The 20,922-nt window shown below is 51.2% G+C and carries 20 protein-coding genes, 2 tRNA genes and 1 other annotated feature; of the genes, 18 read left to right on the forward strand and 4 right to left on the reverse strand.

What is annotated here, in order from left to right:
• The first annotated feature begins 6 nt into the window (after positions 1-6).
• The 7 genes from H9Q79_RS01270 (at position 7) to H9Q79_RS01300 (ending at position 5,058) form a co-directional block, all read left to right on the forward strand.
• A complete protein-coding gene (locus H9Q79_RS01270) occupies positions 7-270 on the forward strand; it encodes a metal-sensing transcriptional repressor (protein ID WP_249329046.1) in 264 nt (87 codons plus the stop codon).
• Between the two features lie 279 nt (positions 271-549).
• On the forward strand, positions 550-1,068 hold the full coding sequence (locus H9Q79_RS01275) for a nitroreductase family protein (RefSeq protein ID WP_249329047.1): 519 nt from the start codon (positions 550-552) through the stop codon (positions 1,066-1,068).
• A complete protein-coding gene (locus H9Q79_RS01280; protein ID WP_249329048.1) occupies positions 1,055-1,906 on the forward strand; it encodes a S66 peptidase family protein in 852 nt (283 codons plus the stop codon). The genes H9Q79_RS01275 and H9Q79_RS01280 overlap by 14 nt, the downstream gene beginning before the upstream one ends.
• A gap of 246 nt (positions 1,907-2,152) precedes the next feature.
• Positions 2,153-3,010: an AraC family transcriptional regulator gene (locus H9Q79_RS01285; protein ID WP_118646113.1), complete on the forward strand. Its 858-nt coding sequence runs from the start codon at positions 2,153-2,155 to the stop codon at positions 3,008-3,010.
• On the forward strand, positions 2,997-3,896 hold the full coding sequence (locus tag H9Q79_RS01290) for a DMT family transporter (RefSeq protein WP_249329049.1): 900 nt from the start codon (positions 2,997-2,999) through the stop codon (positions 3,894-3,896). Before H9Q79_RS01285 ends, H9Q79_RS01290 begins: the two co-directional genes overlap by 14 nt.
• Before the next feature lie 132 nt (positions 3,897-4,028).
• The gene (locus H9Q79_RS01295) at positions 4,029-4,628 is read left to right on the forward strand and encodes a recombinase family protein (RefSeq protein WP_118646115.1); all 600 of its coding nucleotides are present in this window, start codon (positions 4,029-4,031) and stop codon (positions 4,626-4,628) included.
• 190 nt (positions 4,629-4,818) lie between these two features.
• A complete protein-coding gene (locus H9Q79_RS01300; RefSeq protein ID WP_118646117.1) occupies positions 4,819-5,058 on the forward strand; it encodes a hypothetical protein in 240 nt (79 codons plus the stop codon).
• A gap of 157 nt (positions 5,059-5,215) precedes the next feature.
• On the opposite strand, the gene H9Q79_RS01305 is transcribed toward H9Q79_RS01300, so the two are convergent.
• On the reverse strand, positions 5,216-5,842 hold the full coding sequence (locus H9Q79_RS01305) for an HAD family hydrolase (RefSeq protein ID WP_249329050.1): 627 nt from the start codon (positions 5,840-5,842) through the stop codon (positions 5,216-5,218).
• 208 nt (positions 5,843-6,050) lie between these two features.
• On the opposite strand from H9Q79_RS01305, the gene mutY reads away from it, so the two are divergent.
• The 9 genes from mutY (at position 6,051) to H9Q79_RS01350 (ending at position 16,385) form a co-directional block, all read left to right on the forward strand.
• Entirely contained in the window at positions 6,051-7,121 is a 1,071-nt protein-coding gene (mutY, locus tag H9Q79_RS01310; RefSeq protein ID WP_249329051.1) for an A/G-specific adenine glycosylase, read from the forward strand.
• A 14-nt stretch (positions 7,122-7,135) separates the two neighbouring features.
• Positions 7,136-8,155: a glycosyltransferase family 2 protein gene (locus tag H9Q79_RS01315; RefSeq protein WP_118646119.1), complete on the forward strand. Its 1,020-nt coding sequence runs from the start codon at positions 7,136-7,138 to the stop codon at positions 8,153-8,155.
• A gap of 31 nt (positions 8,156-8,186) precedes the next feature.
• Positions 8,187-9,461 carry a sn-glycerol-1-phosphate dehydrogenase gene (locus H9Q79_RS01320; RefSeq protein WP_118646121.1) on the forward strand — a complete coding sequence of 425 codons (1,275 nt, stop codon included), beginning with the start codon at positions 8,187-8,189 and terminating at the stop codon, positions 9,459-9,461.
• Positions 9,462-9,463: 2 nt separating this feature from the next.
• Positions 9,464-10,006, forward strand: a complete 543-nt coding sequence (gene ispF / locus H9Q79_RS01325; RefSeq protein ID WP_118646123.1) for a 2-C-methyl-D-erythritol 2,4-cyclodiphosphate synthase — start codon at positions 9,464-9,466, stop codon at positions 10,004-10,006.
• 206 nt (positions 10,007-10,212) lie between these two features.
• Complete coding sequence (locus H9Q79_RS01330; RefSeq protein WP_118646125.1) at positions 10,213-12,849, forward strand: cation-translocating P-type ATPase; 2,637 nt, start codon at positions 10,213-10,215, stop codon at positions 12,847-12,849.
• Positions 12,850-12,907: 58 nt separating this feature from the next.
• Positions 12,908-13,126: a binding site (T-box leader), on the forward strand.
• A 94-nt stretch (positions 13,127-13,220) separates the two neighbouring features.
• A complete protein-coding gene (gene cysS, locus H9Q79_RS01335) occupies positions 13,221-14,627 on the forward strand; it encodes a cysteine--tRNA ligase (protein ID WP_249329052.1) in 1,407 nt (468 codons plus the stop codon).
• Entirely contained in the window at positions 14,612-15,037 is a 426-nt protein-coding gene (locus tag H9Q79_RS01340; protein ID WP_118646127.1) for a Mini-ribonuclease 3, read from the forward strand. Before cysS ends, H9Q79_RS01340 begins: the two co-directional genes overlap by 16 nt.
• Before the next feature lie 9 nt (positions 15,038-15,046).
• Positions 15,047-15,796: a 23S rRNA (guanosine(2251)-2'-O)-methyltransferase RlmB gene (gene rlmB, locus H9Q79_RS01345; RefSeq protein WP_249329053.1), complete on the forward strand. Its 750-nt coding sequence runs from the start codon at positions 15,047-15,049 to the stop codon at positions 15,794-15,796.
• A 1-nt stretch (position 15,797) separates the two neighbouring features.
• Positions 15,798-16,385 (forward strand): sigma-70 family RNA polymerase sigma factor, encoded by a 588-nt coding sequence (locus tag H9Q79_RS01350; RefSeq protein ID WP_118646129.1) that lies wholly within the window; start codon positions 15,798-15,800, stop codon positions 16,383-16,385.
• Positions 16,386-16,440: 55 nt separating this feature from the next.
• On the opposite strand, the gene H9Q79_RS01355 is transcribed toward H9Q79_RS01350, so the two are convergent.
• Positions 16,441-16,740 (reverse strand): phage holin, encoded by a 300-nt coding sequence (locus H9Q79_RS01355; protein WP_249329054.1) that lies wholly within the window; start codon positions 16,738-16,740, stop codon positions 16,441-16,443.
• A 159-nt stretch (positions 16,741-16,899) separates the two neighbouring features.
• Between H9Q79_RS01355 and H9Q79_RS01360 the strand changes: the two genes are divergently transcribed.
• Positions 16,900-16,972, forward strand: a tRNA-Thr gene (locus tag H9Q79_RS01360).
• A gap of 33 nt (positions 16,973-17,005) precedes the next feature.
• On the opposite strand, the gene H9Q79_RS01365 is transcribed toward H9Q79_RS01360, so the two are convergent.
• Positions 17,006-17,332, reverse strand: coding sequence for a sporulation initiation factor Spo0A C-terminal domain-containing protein (locus H9Q79_RS01365; RefSeq protein WP_249329055.1), 327 nt, complete (start codon positions 17,330-17,332; stop codon positions 17,006-17,008).
• A gap of 205 nt (positions 17,333-17,537) precedes the next feature.
• A tRNA-Val gene (locus tag H9Q79_RS01370) sits at positions 17,538-17,611 on the reverse strand.
• A 280-nt stretch (positions 17,612-17,891) separates the two neighbouring features.
• On the opposite strand from H9Q79_RS01370, the gene H9Q79_RS01375 reads away from it, so the two are divergent.
• Positions 17,892-20,888 (forward strand): SpaA isopeptide-forming pilin-related protein, encoded by a 2,997-nt coding sequence (locus tag H9Q79_RS01375; protein WP_249329056.1) that lies wholly within the window; start codon positions 17,892-17,894, stop codon positions 20,886-20,888.
• Positions 20,889-20,922: the final 34 nt, after the last annotated feature.

Below are 20,922 nucleotides of genomic sequence, written 5' to 3' on the forward strand. Positions count from 1 at the left end.
CCGAAGTTGTTAGACGAAAGGGAAAAAGCTCTCGTTCACAGGCTGGCCAGAGCTGTCGGCCATCTGAAATCAATTAAAACCATGGTGGAGAATGGAAGGGACTGCAGCGAAGTGCTCATTCAGCTGGCTGCCGTAAAAGCGGCGGTGAATAACACCGGAAAAATAATGTTGGAATCCTATATCAAAGAAAATATTACGAGTGCGGTCCGAAACGGAGATAGAGAGGCGCTGGAAAAAGTAAAGACAGTGATTGACACCTTCGTTAAATGAGACAATGATACGTCGGATGAGAGATGCGTCGGTTCACCGGATATGCCCCATAGTGGGGAAACCGTGAACCGGCGTTATTCTGTCTGTCTGGCGGCTGACAGATAAAAAGCGCCCCAACTGCACATCGCATCCAGGACAGGGATCATATTCCTAAAAAGTACATTCTTGTCAAATAAATAGAAAGTGGTACAATTATAGCGTACTCAGGCGCTGCCCGCAATGTATGCCTGAACGGAAGAGGGGGAGGCCTGAGATAATAAAGTAAAGAGGAGTGATCACATGGATTTGCTGGAGTTAATGAAAAAGAGATATGCCGTCCGTTCTTATAACGGGAAGAAAGTGGAAGAAGAAAAGGTTCATAAGATCCTAGAAGCGGCCCATGTGGCGCCGACTGCGGCCAATCTTCAGCCTGTGCGCCTGCTGGTGATTCAGAGTGATGAAGGGCTTGCGAAGCTTTCAAAAGCCGCGAAAATCTACCAGGCACCGCTGGCCGTGCTTGTGTGTGCAGATTATAGAAAAGCCTGGGTGCGTCCTTTTGATGAAAAACAGAGCGGTGATATTGATGCGGCGATCCTGACCGATCATATGATGCTGGAAGCCACGGCTCTTGGGCTGGGAAGTGTCTGGATCGGCTATTTTAAGCCCGATGTGGTGAAGCAGGAGTTTGCGCTTCCGGAAGGGCTGGAGCCTGTCAGTATTTTGGCAGTAGGTTACAGTGATGAAGAACCTCAGAGTCCCGAACGTCATCGGGAGAAGAGAATTCCGCTACAGGAGCTGGTTTCTTATGAAAAGCTGTAAAGTCGGCATAACTGCCTGTTCGGATGCCCGGCCTTTTTCGGAAGAGCAGGGTACGGAACGAGTGCTGGAAGTGCTTAGGGAGGCAGGCCTGGACCCAGTACGGAGCGACTGTATATTCTCGGGCGAAGCGCCCTTTGGCATATCCCCCCGCAGAAGAGGAGAGGCGCTGAACCGCTTCTATGAGGACCACAGTATCAGGGCAATTTTTGATCTGTCGGGCGGCAATCTGTCCAATGAAATACTGGGAGAACTGGATTATGAAGTGATCGCTTCTAATCCCAAACCATTTTGGGGCTACAGTGACTTGACGGCCCTGATGAATGCGGTCTATGCCAGAACGGGGGGCCGTTCCTTTCTGTACAATGTGAGGAATCTGACCGGAGCAGACGGTGACAGGCAGACGGCAGCGTTCAAGGCAGCCGTCAGCGGAACAGACAGACGGCTGTTCCAGGTGGAGTGGGAGGCCATACAGGGTCACGAGATGGAGGGGATATTGATTGGCGGCAACCTGAGGTGCTTCTTAAAGCTGGCGGGTACGCCCTATTTCCCATCTTTCCGGGATAAAATCCTGTTTCTGGAGACCCTTGGAGGGTCTGCCGCCGCGGTGGTTTCCATGGTGAACCAACTGAGGCAGATGGGAGCCTTTGAAGAAATCTCCGGCTTATTGTTGGGTACATTTACAGAGGCAGAGGCCGCCCTGGGCGTGACAGCGCTGCGGGAGCTTATCCGTAAAGCGGTGGGCAGCAGCAGCCTTCCCATGGCGAAGACGCAGATGGTCGGACACGGGGAGGATTCCAGGTGCCTCGTAATCGGTGAACGATATGGGTGCCAGTTTTAAATGAGAAATGCCGGTTTCCAGAGGATGAAAGTCCTCGCGCAGGGAAACCGGCATTTCTTTACTATGCGGCTGAAATTTGCAGCGCAGCCACGAATTCCATAGAGCCGCGCCTTTGACGGCACTTTCAGGCAGGCTTGCCGCCTTTTTTCAGCCAATAATACTTGTACGATATTATACAAGAATTATGTTTGAATCCGTGGTAGAATACAGGAGTGTATGAGAGGACAGGAGAAGAGGAGAGGGCCTATGCCAGAACAGCAGGAAGAACGGAAGATATTTTATGACGCAGATTTGAATATAGAGGCCTACAGCCTGTGCGGGATTGTACAGCGGTTTCCGAAGCATTTTCATGACTATTATGTGATCGGCCTTGTGGAAAAGGGAAGCAGGCATCTTTGGTGCAGGGACAGGGAATATGACCTGGCGGCTGGGGATATAGTTTTGTTCAATCCCAGGGAGGCTCATTTCTGCGCTCCGCTGAATGGAGAAAGGCTGGATTACCGGGCAGTGAACATCAAGCCAGAAGTGATGGAAGCCGCGGTCAGTGAAATAAATGGATCAGATTGTCTGCCGCAGTTCCGGGAGCCGGTTGTCCGGCAGGGTGAGCTGGCAGTGAGGCTGAAGGAGCTTTACGGAGAGATTTTGTCTGGCGCTCCGCGGCTGGAGAGGGAAGAAAGCTTTTATTTTTTGCTGGAAGCTGTTTTGCAGGGGTATGCAGTATTTTCGGAGCCGGACCCCAGAATGCCGGGGATGGAGATCCGGAAGCTGTGTGCTTTTATAGAGGAACATTTCAGTGAGAATATTTCCCTGGACGAGCTGTCGGAACGGTCGGGTTTCAGCAAGTCCTATCTGCTGAGGGTATTTACGAAGGAGACGGGAGTCTCACCCTATCGTTACCTGCAAAATGTGCGTCTGGAACGGACGAAGCAATACCTGGAACAGGGAATTCCGCCGGTGGATGCCGCGGGGATGGCGGGTTTTTCGGATCAGAGCCATTTTACCAACTTTTTTAAAGAATTTATCGGAGTCACGCCGAAACAATATCAGAAAATATTTACAGAAGACTGCAAAGCAGACGGGGGAAAACGGCATGAAAGAAAATAATCCGGCGACCGGGCATCTGGCCGCCTTTGTCACGATCTTTGTATGGGGGACAACGTTTATTTCAACGAAAATACTTCTGAAAACTTTTACGCCGGTGGAGATCCTGTTTCTCCGTTTTATGCTGGGATATCTGGTTCTCTGGCTGGTAAAGCCACATTTCCTGAGGCCCGGACAGAAGGGGCAGGAGAAGTATTTCATAGCGGCGGGTCTCTGCGGGGTTACACTTTATTATCTGCTGGAAAATGTCGCGCTGATGTATACACAGGCGTCAAACGTGGGGGTTGTGATTTCAGTGGCGCCTTTTTTTACCGCTATTTTCAGCCGGTTATTTCTCCATGGTGGGCGGCCGTCCCGAAGATTTTATTTTGGATTTGTCCTGGCGATCTGCGGGATTTTTCTCATTAGCTTCAGCAGTGAGCAGGCTCTGCAGCTCAATCCGCTGGGAGATGTGCTGGCCCTGCTGGCGGCGGTGGTCTGGGCTGTGTATGCGGTTATCACAAGGAAAATCAGCGAATTTGGATATCATACGGTCCAGACCACCAGAAGGACATTTTTCTATGGGCTGATATTCATGATTCCGGCCGTGGTGCTGATGGATTTCCGGGTAACACCGGATCAGCTGCTGGACGGCAGCAATCTGGGCAATATCCTTTTTCTCGGCCTGGGAGCGTCCGCCGTGTGCTTTGTGACCTGGAATCTTGCGGTCAGGAAGCTGGGTTCCGTGAGGACTAGTGTGTATATTTACCTGGTTCCGGTCATCACAACGGTAACATCAGTGATTGTCCTTCATGAGAAAATAACGGCTGCAGCGGCAGGGGGAATCGGGCTGACACTGGCGGGACTGTTCCTCTCAGAGAGCGGGCACCGGGTAAAAAAACAGATATAACTAAAAATGGAAGAAATTACCAGAGCGTAAGCCTCCTGATATATAGTAAAATGGGTGAAAGACGGTACTTTATGTACGGTCTTTCTTTTTATACCGTATCATGTTTAGTACAAGGAAGAAAGGAGGATACGTATGAGGGCAGGAAAATCATACGGCTATGTAAGAGTTTCTACCAAGGAACAAAATGAAGAAAGGCAGCTGATCGCCATGCGGGCATATGGCCTGAGGGACGACCAGCTGGTTATTGAGAAGCAGTCTGGCAAGGATTTTGACAGGCCGAAGTACCGCAGGCTTCTGAAAAAGCTGAAGCCCGGAGATTCGCTTGTGGTGAAAAGCATTGACCGGTTAGGAAGAAATTACGAAGAAATACTGGAACAATGGCGGAACCTGACAAAAGAGCGCCAGGTAAATCTGATCGTACTGGACATGCCGCTCTTGGATTCAAGGGTCGACAAAGATCTGACAGGAACTTTGATCGCGGATATCGTACTGCAGCTGTTGTCCTATGTCGCAGAGACTGAGCGGGAAAATATCCGGCAGAGGCAGGCAGAAGGAATAGCCGCGGCGAAGGCGAGAGGAGTGAAATTCGGCCATCCGCCAATCGAGATGCCGGACGAATTTGATGAGCTGAAACAGCAATGGAAGGAGGGCAGGATAACGTCCAGAAAGGCAGGAAAGATTCTCGGGGTAAGTTATCAGACGTTCCTGAGAAGGGTGAAGATGTCTGAATAAAAATATAAGAATTTTGTTCCTTTAGGTAGAATTTCTGTCACATCGGGTAGACTTTTGGTAACGAACATGATACAATAATAATTGTCATTTTTTAACATGTTTTACAAACTGGGATTTTACAATTTCGTTACTGTTGCTCTGTTACTCTTTGTCTAGTTATAGTAACAGGAATGGGGAAGAGGTACTGAGGATGAAGGAAGAGAAAGGTTCACTATTAGAGGATCTGGCACGGTGGACCGGATGTCAGTATTTATCTGATCTGCATCAGCCGGATAAGCGTAAAGAGATATTTAAAGCGGCTGAGAAGCTGGATATCAGCAAGTATTCGCTGGGTGAATGGGAAGATGCAATTATGTATATTGCAGAACAGCCATGCAGTTTTAACGATGCGGAAGGCGTCAGGGAATATCTTCAGAAGGAAGCAGAGTAGAAAATTATATATGATAATACGAGCAGTAACAGACCGTAATAGTTCTGATGAAAAGCTGCCGCAGTGAACAGTTGAGCGATTGTTCACTGCGGCAGTATTTAGTTCTTATTAAGGAGAGCTGCTCTTCAGCCGCACACCGGCGCGTAACAGGTGAAGCTTATTCCCGGAACAGGGCGGGAAGGTCTGAGATAGAATCGATGGTGTAATCGGGTGCGGGCACCTGTCCAAAGCCGTAAGAGGCATAGACAAAGGGGACGCCTGCCTGGTGGGCGGCCTCGAAATCTCCCAGGGTGTCGCCGACATATACAGCGGAATGCAGGCTGTTCTGGCGGATGATCGCGCTTATATTGGCTGCTTTGGCTTCCCCCGTGTCCCCGGGGCAGAGATGGCCGGAGAAATAATGGCCGAAACCTGTGGCGTCAAGAAAACGCTCGATATAGCCTGCCTGACAGTTGCTGACGATGTACAGAGGGCAGCGTTCTGATAAAATTTTCAGCACGTCTTCCAACCCCTCATAGGGAAGCGGAGGATGGTCTCGCAAGGCAGCATCCTCAGCGATATAGCACTTTTCCAAAAGTTCCCTACGTCTTTCCGGCGGGCAATCGGAGAATAGTATTGCCCCGATTTCCTCCAACAGCTTTCCGAAAAGCTTTTTCAGATCGTCTCCCGTCAGGCGGATGTTTATATCCGGTTCCTTTTCAAACATGTCATTCCAGGCCTGGGCAACTGTATCCGTGCAGTCCCACAGGGTCCCGTCTACGTCAAATATGATGCTGTCTATCATGGCTTATCCTCTTTTCAATTTTGTATTCTGCCAATGCTGTTCGCGGACTGGCGCCCGCGGATCATAACATTCTGTTCTATTTTAATAAGATTTTATTAATATTACAATATTTATTTTGCTTTTTCTATTGATTTGTGGCATGATAATAAGGAATGTAAAGGCGGAATCAGAGTGGACGGCCGCCGCAGACAGACGACAGGTGGGAAGCATGCTGGAGAAAATTATCAGACCGCTGACAGAGTGGTATCAGGACAACAAGCGAATACTGCCCTGGAGGGCCGACAGGAACCCCTATTATATCTGGGTGTCGGAGATCATGCTCCAGCAGACTAGGGTGGAAGCGGTGAAACCCTATTTCAAGAATTTCATATCTGAGCTTCCAACTGTCAGGGAGTTGGCTGCCTGTCCGGAGGACAGACTTCTGAAGCTGTGGGAAGGGTTGGGTTATTACAACCGGGTCCGGAACATGCAGAAGGCGGCAGTTACCATTGTGAATGAATACGGAGGGAAGCTTCCGGCAGATTATGAGGCGTTGAAGAAGCTTTCCGGGATCGGGAGCTATACGGCCGGGGCTGTCGCGTCGATCGCATACGGGATTCCGGTTCCGGCGGTGGACGGCAACGTGCTGCGGGTACTGGCGCGGGTCCGCGAGGACGACAGAGACATTTCCAGACAGGCGGTCAAAGGTCAGGTAGAGAAGGATCTGCTGGCAGTTATGCCGAAGGATGATCCGGGAGATTTTAACCAGGCGCTGATGGAGCTGGGAGCTGTGATCTGTGTCCCGGGCGGAAGCCCTAAATGCGGAGAATGTCCCCTTCAGAAGCTTTGCAGAGCCCATGAAGCCGGCCGGGAGCTGGAATATCCGGTGAAAGCCGGTAAGAAGGGCAGGCGGGTGGAGGCGCGCACGATTCTGCTGATACAGGACGGAGAACGGATCGCTCTCCGGAGAAGGCCTGATCAGGGACTTTTAGCCGGGCTGTATGAATTTCCGAACCTGCCGGGTCATCTGAACCGGCGGGAAACGCTGGAATGGGTAGAAGAGGCGGGGCTTACGCCCCTGCAGATCCAGAAGCTGGATGATGCAAAGCATATTTTTTCCCATGTGGAGTGGCACATGATCGGATATGCTGTCAGAGTAGCGTCTTTTGAAGGTGCGAAGAGCGGCGGCCTGATACTGGCCGAGACGAAGCATGCGGAGGAAGAATACCCTGTGCCGGCGGCCTATGGGGCATATGCCAGGTATATGAATTTGAATCTGGGTTTGAAGGAAAAAAATTAGCAGAGGAAAAGAAAATGAAATTATTGACAATTGCTGTACCCTGTTACAATTCAGAAGCTTATATGAGAAAGTGTATTGAATCACTTCTGGTCGGCGGGGAGGACGTGGAAATCCTGATTGTGGATGATGGGTCCACAAAGGATCGCACGCCGCAGATCGCCGACGAATACGCAGAGAAATACCCGACGATCGTACGGACGATCCATCAGGAGAACAAAGGACACGGCGGCGCGGTTAATACTGGAATTGCGAACGCGACAGGGCTCTACTTCAAAGTTGTGGACAGCGACGACTGGGTAGACGCAGAGTCCTATAAGAAAATATTAAAGACGTTGGACGCCATCATCCGGGGCCCGGAGACTGTTGATGTATTGTTCAGCAATTACGTATATGAAAAAGAGGGCGCGAGAAAGAAACGAGTCATGCGCTATATTTATAATTTTCCACAGGACAAGGTGTTTGGCTGGGAAGAGATGAAGCGTCTGGGGCCGAGCCATTATGTCCTCATGCATTCGATCATCTACCGGACGGCTCTGCTGCGGGAATCCGGGCTGGAGCTGCCGGAGCATACTTTTTATGTGGACAATCTGTATGCGTTTATACCGTTTCCGCTGGTGCGCTCCATGTACTATCTGAATGTGAACTTCTACCGTTATTACATCGGCAGGGCTGACCAGTCGGTGAATGAAGCGGTGATGATCGGCCGGATGGACCAGCAGCTGCTGGTTAATAACGCGATGATCGAATATATGGGCCGCCAGAAAGGGCTGAAGGGCCGCCAGAGGGAGTTTATGATTCATTCCCTGGCGATTATCATGACGGTATCTTCCATCATGCTGATCCGCTCCGGCACGGAAGACAGCCTGGAGAAGAAGCGGCAGCTTTGGGAATATCTGAAGCAGCAGGATCTGAGGACTTTCCTGAAGATCCGCTGGGGAATTACCGGAGCAGCCATGAACCTGCCCGGCAAGGGCGGCCGGAAACTGTCCGAGTATGGATATAAGCTGGCCCAAAAGGTATACGGGTTTAATTGACAATCAGTAGACGGAGGATGAGTTAAGAAAAATGGAAATGGATTTAGAGCATTTGCGTAAGCCCTGCACTTGTGGCAGGGCGCACGAAATATCTGTACGGGGAATATGGATTGAAGAGGGTGCCTCTAAACGTCTGTATGAGATGCTGACGGAAGGAGAACTGAGGGAATTTACTGCCCCGGTTATCGTATGGGATGACAATACCAGCGAGGCGGCGGAAGAGGCGCTGGAGGATGTGGCAGAGATCTGTCAGGAAATCTGCCTGTCGTCAGCAGGGCTTCAGGCGGATAACAGAAGCGTGGAGATTCTGGAAGAGACACTTCCTGAGGAGACAGACCTGATTCTGGCGGTGGGAAGTGGTACGATCCACGATCTGAGCCGTTATGTATCCAGCCAGAGGCGGATTCCGTTCATATCCGTGCCCACTGCGGCAAGCGTGGATGGGTTTTTATCAACCATAGCGGCCATGACCTGGAACGGGATGAAGAAATCCCTGCCGGCTCAGGCCCCGCTGTATGTGTTCGCGGATACAGATATTTTTTCAAAGGCTCCGTACCGGCTGACCGCGTCTGGGATTTCGGATCTGTTGGGCAAGTATATCTGCCTGGCTGACTGGAGGATCGCGAACCTGGTCACCGGTGAATATATTTGCGATAAAATCTGTGAGATCGAGTATAAGGCGATCCGGGAAGTTGTCAAACGGCTGGATGATATCCGGGAACAGGATGCGGAAGCCTGCGAACGGCTGATGTATGCGCTGCTGCTTTCCGGACTGGCTATGCAGATGGCCGGGAATTCCAGGCCCGCTTCCAGTGCAGAGCATCACTTATCTCATCTTTGGGAAATGGAAGTGATTAATCCACATACGGAAGCGCTTCATGGGGAAAAGGTAGGCGTCGGGATGCTGCTGGCGGAACAGTGCTACCGGAGGCTTCTGGAGGCCATTGAGGAAGGGCGCTGCTATGTGAAGATGTATTCCGGCCCGGAGAAGCAGCTCCTGATGGATACCTTTGGGGCGAAGGGCCTGTATGAATCGGTGGCGGAAGAGAATACGCCGGATCCGATGCTGGAGATTGATCCCGACAGGCTGAACAGGGCGCTTCCGGCAATTGCCGGGGTCCTGGATGAGATCCCTCCAGGAGATAAGCTGAGGGAAATGCTTCGGGCGGGGGGCTGCTGCATGACACTGGGAGAGATCGGCCTTCCAGAAGATGTGGCTGGACAGTCGCTTCTGCTGGCGCCCTATGTCAGAAGACGTTTGAGCTTTTTGAGGATCGCGAAGATGCTTGAGATAGAAGGAGTGTAGACATGCGTGTTGGAACCGGATACGACGTTCATAAGCTTGCAGGAGGCCGGAAACTGATCCTGGGCGGAGTGGAAATCCCATATGAAAAAGGGCTTTCAGGCCACTCAGACGCAGATGTGGTGGTACACGCCATCATGGACGCCCTATTAGGAGCAGCGGCTTTAAGGGATATCGGATACCATTTTCCAGATTCTGATCCGGCGTATCAAGGGGTATCCAGCCTGAAGCTCCTGGAGAAGGTGGGTGAGATGCTGGAGGAAAAGCTGTACCTGGTAGAGAATATTGACGCGACAATTGTAGCACAGAGGCCAAGGCTCCGCCCCTATCTGGATCAGATGGCGGAAAATGTGGCATCTGTCCTGCATCTGGAATCAGATCAGGTCAATATAAAGGCAACTACAGAAGAAGGCCTGGGCTTTACGGGAGCGATGGAAGGCATTGCTGCGTCCGCGGTCTGTGCGCTGAGCCGCGCTCTTGACAGTATAGAAGATGACCGGATGGGGAAGACTTGTAATGGGTGCGGAGGATGCCCGCCGGCCAGATGAGAGCATGACAAAAGTTAATTAGCGTTGACTTCCAGAAGATTCCATGTTAGAATCTATGCAATAAGGGAGTAGTCGGCGCATAAGCGCGATGAAGCCAACACACGGAGAAGAAGCTCCTGGCTTTGTATGAAATGACGAGACTTATCTGCTATGCGGCAGATAAGTCTTTTTTTAGCTGCTCCCCTGCAGGAAAAGGAGGAACTTGAATGAAGGAATATCTGTCTGAAGTGCAGGAAGTGATGAAACAGCAGGAGACAGGAAACGATGGCCTGAGTTCCCAGGAAGCCGGAAGGCGCCTGGAGAAATTCGGGAAGAACAAGCTGAAGGAAGGCAAGAAGGAAAGCCTGATTCATAAGTTTTTGATGGAACTGAAGGATCCCATGGTGCTGATCCTGATTGCTGCGGCTGTGATTTCCGGTATAACATCTGCGTACTCAGGGGAGTCGTTTGCCGATGTCATTATTATTATGATTGTAGTGATCATTAATGCCGTTCTGGGAGTGGTACAGGAGAGCAAGGCGGAAAAAGCCATTGCGGCCCTGCAGGAAATTGCAGCTGCCACTTCAAAGGTAATCAGAGACGGACGGCAGGCAACGCTCCGGAGTGAAGAGCTGGTTCCGGGAGATATCATCGCGCTGGAAGCAGGAGATTCGGTACCGGCAGACGCGAGAATCCTGGAAAGTGCCAGCATGAAGATCGAGGAGGCTGCGCTGACCGGGGAATCGGTTCCGGCCAACAAGATCAGCGGCAGGCTGGAGCTGGACGGAGGCAAGGACGTGCCTCTGGGCGACCGGAAGAACATGTGTTATATGGGAAGCACCGTAGTCTATGGAAGGGGCCGGGCAGTTATAACTGGTACGGGCATGGATACTGAGATGGGGAAGATTGCCGATGCCCTGGCGAATGCCAAGGATGGTGAAACCCCTCTGCAGCTGAAGCTGAATCAGCTCAGCAAGGTGCTCAGCGTTCTAGTGCTGGTGATTTGCGCGGTGATCTTTGCCGTTGACCTGATCCGTTCATATCCCAACATCAGTGGTGAGGGCATGCTGGATACTTTTATGGTAGCGGTATCGCTGGCGGTTGCGGCAATCCCGGAGGGGCTGGCCGCGGTTGTGACCATTGTGCTGTCCGTCGGCGTAACTAATATGTCGAAGCGGAATGCTGTCATCCGGAAGCTGACGGCAGTTGAGACGCTGGGTTGCACGCAGGTGATCTGTTCAGATAAGACAGGCACTCTGACCCAGAATAAGATGACAGTTGTGGAGCACGTTTCAGAGGATGTCAGGCGCCTGGCCATGGCTATGGCCCTCTGCTCTGACGCGGAACAGGGTGAAGACGGAGAGGCGGCCGGAGAGCCGACAGAATGCGCTCTTGTAAATGACGCCGCGAAACAGGGGGTGCCGAAAAGGAAACTATCTGCAGATTATCCAAGGATCGGTGAAGCTCCCTTTGATTCTATGAGGAAAATGATGTCCACGGTGCACAGGACTCCGGAAGGGAAGGTGCTGCAGTTCACGAAGGGCGCTCCGGACGAGGTGCTGAAACGCTGTACCAGGTTCTGGAACGGTACCGGTGAGGAGATGATGACGGAGGCGGTCCGTCAGAAGATCCTGGAGGACAACAAGAAGCTGGCTGACCAGGCGCTGCGTGTGCTCTGCGGCGCTCAGCGCTTCTGGGAGAGAGAGCCTGAGAGCAATGAGGCAGAGGTTCTGGAACAGGATCTGTGCTATATAGGGCTGTCGGGAATGATCGATCCGGTGCGTCCGGAGGTAGTTGGCGCCATTCAGGAATGCCGGGAGGCAGGCATCCGTCCGATCATGATTACCGGGGATCACAGGGATACGGCGGTGGCCATCGCCAGGCAGCTGGGCATCATCGACAGCGCCGATCAGGCCATAACAGGGTCACAGCTGGATGATATCAGTGATGAAGAGCTGGAGCAGGAAATCGAGAAATATTCGGTCTATGCAAGGGTACAGCCGGAGCATAAAGTACGCATTGTCAATGCCTGGAGGAAAAAAGGCAGAATTACGGCAATGACAGGCGACGGCGTGAATGACGCCCCGTCCATCAAGAGCGCCGATATCGGTGTGGGAATGGGTATTACAGGAACAGATGTGACGAAGAATGTGGCTGATATGGTGCTGGCTGACGATAACTTTGCGACCATTGTATCCGCTGTAGAAGAAGGAAGGCGGATTTACGACAATATCAGGAAGGCGATACAATTCCTGCTGGCCTCCAACCTTGCGGAGGTGATGTCCGTATTCATCGCCACCATGTTTGGGTTTGTGATTCTGAAGCCGGTTCATCTCCTGTGGATCAATCTGATCACCGATTGCTTCCCGGCCCTGGCGCTGGGGATGGAGAAGAGTGAGAGCGACATCATGAAGCGGAAGCCCAGAGACGCCAAAGACGGTATTTTCGCGGGAGGAATGGGTTTTGACGTGGTGTTCCAGGGGGCGGTTGTCACAGTTATGGTCCTGATCTCCTATATGGTGGGACATTATGTGGAATCAGGCGTCTGGGAGATTACCACGAGTCCGGACGGTATGACCATGGCATTCCTCACCCTGTCCATGATCGAGATTTTCCATTCCTTCAACATGCGTTCCAGAAGGCAGTCCATCTTCCGGATGAAGCATCAGAACAAGTGGCTTTGGGGCGCTATGCTGGTATCTTTCCTGTGTACGACTCTGGTAATAGAGGTGCCGTTCCTGGCGAAGGCGTTCCAGTTTGAGCATATATCACTTATGGAATATGGTATTGCCATAGGGCTGGCGCTTGCGATCATACCAATTATGGAAGTGGTGAAGCTGATACAGAGGCACTCTGGAAAATAGGAGGGAGCAGATACATTTTACTTGACAAAACTCCTGAATATGAATAGACTAATTGTAGATAAAGGCAGGGAACGGATAGAGTAGCAGACCAGGCAGATTTACAGAGAACGGCCGCCGCCGGCTGAAAGCGGCCTGATCCGGCAGTTTGTGAAGTGCATCCGGGAGCCGGTCCGGCGAAGGACAGTAGCCGGGCACGTATGTCACGCGTTAAGTACATGAGTGGAAAATATCAGTATTTTCAAGATAAAGTGGGACCGCGGAGAATTTCGTCTTTATATATAAGACGGAATTCTCTTTTTATTATACAGGAAGGCTGTCCGCTTTATCCTGATTAGTAGAGGGGTCAGAAAGGGAAAAGGAGAAAAGGCTAAATGAAATTGTATAACACACTGAGCAAGAAAAAGGAAGAGTTTGTGCCGATTGAGGAAGGGAAAGTCCGCATGTATGTCTGCGGCCCGACGGTCTACAATTTCATCCATATCGGGAACGCCAGGCCGATGATTGTATTTGATACCGCCAGGCGCTATATGGAATATAGAGGATATGAGGTGAATTACGTATCCAATTTTACAGATGTGGATGATAAGATCATAGCCAAGGCGCTGGAAGAGGGCGTGGAGGCAGAAGAGATTTCCAGCCGGTATATTGAGGAGTGCAAAAAAGATATGGCGGCTATGAACGTGCGTCCTGCGACGACGCATCCTCAGGCGACGAAGGAGATCCAGGGGATGATCGAGATGATTCAGACGCTGGTGGATAAAGGCTACGCCTATAACGTGAACGGAACAGTTTATTTCCGCACGAGAAAATTTGCGGAATATGGGAAGCTTTCTCACAAGAATCTGGATGATCTGCGTTCCGGAGAGCGTTCTCTTCTGGTGACGGGAGAGGATCAGAAGGAAGACCCGCTGGATTTCGTGCTCTGGAAGCCGAAGAAGGAGGGAGAACCGTCCTGGAAAGCGCCCTGGAGCGACGGCCGTCCGGGATGGCACATTGAATGTTCTGAGATGTCAAAGAAATATCTGGGCGAAGAGATAGATATCCATGCCGGCGGAGAGGATCTGATCTTTCCCCACCATGAGAATGAGATTGCCCAGAGTGAGTGCTGCAATGGAAAAATATTCGCGCGGTATTGGCTGCATAACGCGTTTTTGAACATCGATAACCGGAAAATGAGTAAATCTCTGGGGAATTTCTTTACTGTTCGTGAGATCGGGGAGAAATATGATCTTCAGGTACTCAGATTTTTCATGCTTTCCGCCCATTACCGCAGTCCCTTAAATTTCAGCGAGCAGATCATGGAATCCTCCCGGAATGCGCTGGAACGGATTGTGACGGCAGTGGATACGCTGAAACGAACCGAGGCCGCCGCCAGGGAGGAAGGGCTGGCTGCAGGCGAGCAGGAGAAGCTGGATGCCATGAAGGTATACAGAGAGAAGTTCGAGGAGGCAATGGATGACGACCTGAACACCGCGGATGCCATCGCAGCCGTCTTTGAACTGGTGAAGTTTGCGAATACAGAAGCGGGTGAAGGAAGTTCAAAGGCCTTTGCCGGAGCAGTGAAGAAGGAGATCAAAGAACTCTGCGATGTCCTGGGGCTGATAGCCGAGAAGAAGGAGGAGACTCTGGACAGCGAAATTGAAGCCATGATCGCCGAGAGGCAGGCGGCCAGGAAGGCCAGAGATTTTGCGAGAGCAGATGCGATCCGGGACGAACTTCTGGAAAAGGGGATTATGCTGGAGGATACCCGGGAGGGAGTGAAATGGAAGAGAGCCTGAGCTACCTGGAGGAACAGTTTGGCTTGCCGGAGCTGAATCTCAGACAGTATTCCCCTTTGACGCTGGCCTATATCGGGGATGCTATCTATGATCTGATCATCCGGACTATGATTGTCCGCCAGGGGAACACCCAGGTGAACAAGCTGCACAGACATGCCAGCAGCCTGGTAAAGGCAGAGAAGCAATCAGAGATGATAGGGGTGCTGGAACGGGAATTCACGGAGGAGGAGATCCATGTTTACAAGCGGGGCCGCAATGCGAAGTCCTATACGACGGCCAAGAATGCCAGTATTTCCGATTACCGGAGGGCTACTGGGTTTGAAGCGGTCATGGGTTATCTCTACCTGAAGGGGGATTATACCCGGATGATTGATCTGATAAAAATGGGCCTTGCCCCAGAGGAGGAATAGGATTAAAATATGAGAAAAGAATCTAATGAATTGCCGAACCGGCTGGAAGGCCGGAATGCCGTGCTGGAAGCTCTGCGGGCGGGGCGGAGCGTGGATAAGATATACGTCCAGCTCGGTTCCTCCGACGGCCCGATCCAGACTATTCTCCGGGAGGCGAAAAAGCATGATACGATTGTGAGCTTTGTGGCCAAGGAGCGGCTGAATCAGATGTCAGAGACGGGCAATCACCAGGGCGTCATAGCGATGGCGGCCTCTTACGAATACGTTTCGGTGGAGGAGATTCTGGCCCGCGCCGGGGAGAAAGGAGAGGCTCCTTTTCTGTTCCTGCTGGACGGGATAGAGGATCCTCACAATCTGGGGGCTATCATCCGGACGGCGAACCTGGCCGGCGCTCATGGCGTCATCATTACAAAGCACCGGGCGGCTGGGCTGACAGCCACAGTCGCAAAGGCCTCTGCGGGTGCGGTCAATTATACGCCGGTGGCCAAGGTGACAAATCTGACCAATACCATCGAGCAGCTCAAAAAAGAAGGGATCTGGTTTGTCTGCGCGGATATGGGCGGCACCCGGATGTATGATCTGGATCTGCGGGGCCCGGTCGGGCTGGTCATAGGAAATGAAGGTGAAGGAGTCAGCAGGCTGGTGAGGGAGAAATGCGATTTCATAGCTTCCATACCGATGAAAGGTGATATCGATTCCCTGAATGCTTCCGTAGCTGCAGGGATTCTGGCTTATGAAATCGTCAGACAGAGGGGATAAAATGGAAAAATACGATGCATATTCAGATGAGGAACTGATTCAGATGCTGCGTGAGGGAGAGACACCTGTGGCAGAATACCTGATGGATAAGTACAAGACTCTGGTCAGGAAGAAGGCTCGCGCCCTGTATCTGGCAGGCGGAGACCATGAGGACTTGCTTCAGGAGGGGATGCTGGGCTTGTACAAGGCTGTGCGGGAGTATCAGCCCGACAAAGAAGCATCTTTTCAGACCTTTGCCGGATTATGCATCTCGAGACAGATGTATTCAGCGGTGGTATCGGCCCAGAGGAAAAAGCATCATCCGCTGAACACATCGATTTCACTGAATGAACTGGAAGAAAACCAGGAGGAATACAACCTGGGGACGGCAGAAAGCCCGGAAACGATCCTTCTGGATCAGGAGGCTACAGAAAACTTGAGAAGCGCGATAGAGAAAAACCTCAGCCCCTTTGAATGCAGGGTGCTGGACCTGTATTTGAGTGGCCTGGATTACCTGCAGATCGCCGAAGAGCTGGAAAGACCCGCCAAGTCCATAGACAACGCTCTTCAAAGGATACGGGCGAAGGTGAACCGGACACTGGAATATTAGCAATGCCGTTGAGAGGGGGACGTATTCGGATACGGCCTCCTCTCCGGAACAGGTGTTATGAGCTTTCCTTCTGCTCTTTTTTTACTTCTGTGTATGTGAGCGCCTGGCGGCTGTCGCATAGTCCGGCAGTGGTTGGATCGATGATCGTGTTAAAGACTGAGACAGCCATTGTGGCTACGACGTAGGGATTAGAGATAGCTTCCAGCACAGTGCCGAACAATTTGGGCCAGGTCGTCATATCGGCCCCTGTTAGCCCGTAATAGGCAGAGACGGGAGTCGCGACGGCGAGCAAAATCTGTATCCAGAACTTACAGGATTTCAGACGGATCTTCCAGTTGATTTTAATGGCTTTCACCTCCTTTGACAGGAAAAAATTAGTCTGCTTTATTGTATTATATGGCGCCGGTGACCGCGTGTGAATTTCAGTTTGGGAAAAAAGATGTAAAAAAAGCAGTTTTATTCTTGACAAAGGTTGTGTGTTTTGGTAGAATCTTTTCTTGTAGTGAGCAAGAATGCTGCTGTGGCTCAGGTGGTAGAGCGTCGCCTTGGTAAGGCGGAGGTCACGAGTTCGAGTCTCGTCAGCAGCTGTTAAGAAACCCTTGATTTTCAAGGGTTTTTCTTTATGCGCTGCTGTTCAGGAAGTCAGCCAGTATCTCGATCAGCTCCCCAACGGCCGGAGGCTCATAAAACTTTCCGCCGCTGATGTCCTCCAGAAATTCTTTTCCCCCATTCTGCCAGGCATAATCCCGGGCGGTCCGGATATTCCTTTCGATATCCTGATAAGTGAGCTGGTACTGGTCTGCTACAGGCTGATAAATCTGTTTGATTAGTGAACATAAGCGTAATTCGTCTTCGGCGGCTAGTTCTACGCATAGAAGCAGGTAATGATAACCCTGATAACGCTTTGAAAATTTTGCCTGTTGCAAAAGCTGGTCTGTTTTTCTCATTCTACAATCCCTCCTATGCAAGTTTATAATAGGATTGTAAAATATTTCCAGTGAAATGTCTCGTATTTTACGTTTTTCGACATAGTATTACAATTTATGGTACTATTGGAATGAAATATATACTGACAGTAATAATATTATTCGTGGGGAATTATATCTTAGAGATGGCTATTTACCGCGCAGACCTGAAAAAGGGCATAAAAAATGGAAGCAAGGAGGCTCGAACTCCTGACCTTTCGCGTGTGAGGCGAACGCTCATCCCGGCTGAGCTATGCTTCCATGCATTTTAGTTTATCACTTTTGGAGAATTAGTCAATACAGAATTTTAAAGTTTTATAAAATATAGTCATCTGAGCTTGTGGAATGGACGGTTCTGTGCTATACTTTTTTTACTTTCAGCGGGAGATCTCCTGCAGAAGTTATCATTTCTGGATGATTCATCCAACAGGCGTTTCGCCAAAGTTTCCAATTGAGTAAGCATGAAGGGAGATGATGTGCACTGGCAGAATAGAATAAGTTTCTGGATAAAGCATGTGTGGAAGAGAGGGAAGGAGCATGCTTGAGAAAAAGAAGAAATAGACCGGGCTGTCTTTTTGCGGTTCTCATGGCCGTTTTAACAGCTGCGGCAACCGGTGTGCAGATATTCGGAGGCGTGATTGATTCCGGGCAGCAGGAGGGCAGTGTATCTGGCAAGGCGGAGGTAAAGTCCGTAGGAACACTGAGGTTTTCTGATTCAGCGCTGAAGACAGATCCTGTCACCGGACAAATGTATCCGAATCAGCTGCCGGATTCCTACAGCGCCGCTGAGGAGGTCAACGGAACTGCTGTGTTCTGCGTGACATATCAGAATGGTCCGGACACCGAAAAACATATTGGTTTTTGTATGGATATGTCTCTGTCGAATCCTAGTGGAAGCGAAATTGATGTTCCGGGAGCAGCGGTCAGCGAACAGATTTACCAATATCAGAGAAATGCGATGGCTTCAAAGGCAATGGAGCTCGGATTCTGCGGTCAGCGGTCTATCTGGGAGAATGGACGGGGCCGCGGCACCTATGAAGCGCAGCTGGATTATATCCAGTCCCCGGAGGGGAAAACTGCTTATATGGCCACGCATATAGTGCTGTCCAAAATACACAGCGGGGATATCGGCAGGGGCCAGGAATTTATCCGCTGGGAGCCTGCTGCCGCGCTGATGGCGGCTGTGGAAAGGGAAGAAGACTGGAGCGCTGAAGGAATCAGCCTGCAACCGGAGCTGCCGTCAGTCTATTATGAAAATGGCCGGCAGCGGACGGAAGAGCTTCATCTTCAGGCAGACAGCCGGAACGGGATCAGCCTGGTTCTGGATGGCGGCTTGGAGGCGGTTAAAGACGGACAGAAGTACACGGGTACAGTAACAGTAAAGGGTGGTGAGAGCTTCTATCTGACTGCTCCAGTGAGCAGAGAGACAGAATGGCTGAGCCCTGAAATTAGGGGGATGCTGTCGGATAAAAGAGTGTTGGGGATCAGCTTCAAAAGCAGTGAAAACCGGGATGACGTACAGGATATCAGCTTTTGCATCTGGGAAGAGGGCAGCCCCGTCCGCCTGAAGATTCCTTTTGGAATAAAGGGGAGGCTGGAGCTTACCAAAGAAGGGAGCGACGGCAGGGATTTAAAGGACGTTGTATTTACGGCCGTACATAAGGAGACGGGCGAGCGTGCCGAATTGAAGACCGGAGAAGACGGCGGGGCTTCAGTGGATGGCCTGACCTGCGGAATTTGGGAAATCACTGAACAGTCAGGTGCGCCGGGTTATCTGAAGCCGGTGGAAGTTTACGAGGTTGAGATTACTGAGAAAGGCTGCCATCTTTCTGTTGTCAATGAGAAAATGAATCCGGCTCTGGCCGTGGCCAAAAAGGCCGGGCGGACGACAGGGGCTGATAAGCTGGAAAACGGGAGGTATCAGGGAAGCAAGATTCCGGGGTACTATCCTGCCGGCGCGGATGTAGCCTTTGAAATTACCGCTACGAATACGGGCAACGTGACCGCTTTTGAGGTGTGGCTGAGAGAAGAGCCTTCCGGGGAATTAAAACAATACCTGGAAGAAAACAGCGGAGTATTTTCAGTTCATAATCACAGCGGAAAACTTCAGGAAGGCCAGACGCTGTCTTCCGGCCAGGGAAATCCGGTGACGGTAAAGGCGGTTACCCAAGAAGGAGTGTTGCTGGACCAGCTGCGGCCCGGGGACAGCGTCAGCATTGATTACCGGGTGAAGCTACTAAAGGATGCTTCCTGTCTGGAAGCTTTAAATAATGTGGTAAGAATCCAGGGACAGTACGATCAGAATCCGAATCAGCCGGCGGAATGGAAACCGGTTCCGGAAGACGGGGATGACTGGGATCAGGACAAAATCTATGTGGTTACGCCCAAATTGTGCGTGGCGAAACTGGCCGGCCGTACCCAGGGAGCCAGGCTGGAGGCAGGAAGATATGAAGGAGAGAAAATACCTGGCTGGTATAAGAGCGGCGAGAACGTCAGCTTTCAAATCACGGCAACCAACTGCGGCAATGTGCCTGTATATCAGGTGAAACTGAATGACCAGCTTCAAAAGGAGCTGGAAGAGCTGGCAGTACCGGGAAAAAGCCACTGGATGACCGGAGGAAGCTTTCAGACGGTCAATCAGAAGGACGGGGGCGTGGAAGGCTCACAGGAAATCTTAGCGGCGGAAACGCTGCTGCCAGGGAAGTCTGTGACCCTGCAATATGTGATCTGCCTGAAGGAAGATGCGGGATATCTGGAATTGTTGGAGAATACGGTTCATGTGACTGCCGTCTATGATGCGGGACAGGAGACGGAGCAGGGAGAAGGCGTCCCGGAGACCCTGCTGACAGTGCCGGAGGATGAAGATGATACAGACAGCGACAGGCTACGGATCAGGACTCCCCGCCTGAAGGCGGCAAAACATGCGGACAGGACAACAGGCGTTGTGATGCAGTCAGGAAGATATACAGGAACCAGAATCCAGGGGACTTACCGCGCCGGAGAGGCGGTGCAATATACAATCACAGTCACCAACTCCGGAAATGCAGCCGCCCACGGGGTCAGGGTCAGAGATGAAATGGATGAAGCATTAAAAGGCTGGGTATCAGGGGCAGAATTTTCCGGGGAACAGAAGAATCTGAAATCATCAGAGGGGCGCATGATCCATGTAACATTTGAAAAGAACGGCACTGTTGAACTGGATTGCCTGGAGAGCGGAGATTCTGTAGATCTCATTTATACCGCCTATTTGAAAGAAACGGTTGATAACAGCAGCGATCTCGAAAACCAAGTGTCTGTCTCCGCGGAGGAGGTAATTCCTGATGAGGATGATGTAGACCGGGATTGGATCAGCCTGTTAGATTCAGCAAAGAAGACAGTGCCGGGAGGACAGAGAGGCAGTGCGGCAGCCAAAGGTGCAGTCCGCACCGGCGACAATAACAATTGGAACCTGCTGACGGGCTTGTTGCTGGCGGCAGGCGGCGGAACGATCCTATTGCTGAGAATACGGGCAGAAAAATCCAGGCAGAAAAGACAATAATGGCCGTCATGTAGTTTTCATCCACAATAAGCGA

The organism is Wansuia hejianensis (assembly GCF_014337215.1).
In the GTDB taxonomy this organism is placed as follows: Bacteria; Bacillota; Clostridia; order Lachnospirales; family Lachnospiraceae; genus Scatomonas; species Scatomonas hejianensis.

Coding starts and splice junctions, on each gene's coding strand:
- H9Q79_RS01300 (WP_118646117.1), top strand. CDS start 4,819: ATGAAGGAAGAGAAAGGTTCACTATTAGAGGATCTGGCACGGTGGACC.
- H9Q79_RS01365 (WP_249329055.1), bottom strand. CDS start 17,332: ATGAGAAAAACAGACCAGCTTTTGCAACAGGCAAAATTTTCAAAGCGT.
- H9Q79_RS01280 (WP_249329048.1), top strand. CDS start 1,055: ATGAAAAGCTGTAAAGTCGGCATAACTGCCTGTTCGGATGCCCGGCCT.
- H9Q79_RS01275 (WP_249329047.1), top strand. CDS start 550: ATGGATTTGCTGGAGTTAATGAAAAAGAGATATGCCGTCCGTTCTTAT.
- H9Q79_RS01330 (WP_118646125.1), top strand. CDS start 10,213: ATGAAGGAATATCTGTCTGAAGTGCAGGAAGTGATGAAACAGCAGGAG.
- ispF (WP_118646123.1), top strand. CDS start 9,464: ATGCGTGTTGGAACCGGATACGACGTTCATAAGCTTGCAGGAGGCCGG.
- H9Q79_RS01340 (WP_118646127.1), top strand. CDS start 14,612: ATGGAAGAGAGCCTGAGCTACCTGGAGGAACAGTTTGGCTTGCCGGAG.
- H9Q79_RS01305 (WP_249329050.1), bottom strand. CDS start 5,842: ATGATAGACAGCATCATATTTGACGTAGACGGGACCCTGTGGGACTGC.
- H9Q79_RS01350 (WP_118646129.1), top strand. CDS start 15,798: ATGGAAAAATACGATGCATATTCAGATGAGGAACTGATTCAGATGCTG.
- rlmB (WP_249329053.1), top strand. CDS start 15,047: ATGAGAAAAGAATCTAATGAATTGCCGAACCGGCTGGAAGGCCGGAAT.
- H9Q79_RS01320 (WP_118646121.1), top strand. CDS start 8,187: ATGGAAATGGATTTAGAGCATTTGCGTAAGCCCTGCACTTGTGGCAGG.
- mutY (WP_249329051.1), top strand. CDS start 6,051: ATGCTGGAGAAAATTATCAGACCGCTGACAGAGTGGTATCAGGACAAC.
- H9Q79_RS01285 (WP_118646113.1), top strand. CDS start 2,153: ATGCCAGAACAGCAGGAAGAACGGAAGATATTTTATGACGCAGATTTG.
- cysS (WP_249329052.1), top strand. CDS start 13,221: ATGAAATTGTATAACACACTGAGCAAGAAAAAGGAAGAGTTTGTGCCG.
- H9Q79_RS01315 (WP_118646119.1), top strand. CDS start 7,136: ATGAAATTATTGACAATTGCTGTACCCTGTTACAATTCAGAAGCTTAT.
- H9Q79_RS01290 (WP_249329049.1), top strand. CDS start 2,997: ATGAAAGAAAATAATCCGGCGACCGGGCATCTGGCCGCCTTTGTCACG.
- H9Q79_RS01295 (WP_118646115.1), top strand. CDS start 4,029: ATGAGGGCAGGAAAATCATACGGCTATGTAAGAGTTTCTACCAAGGAA.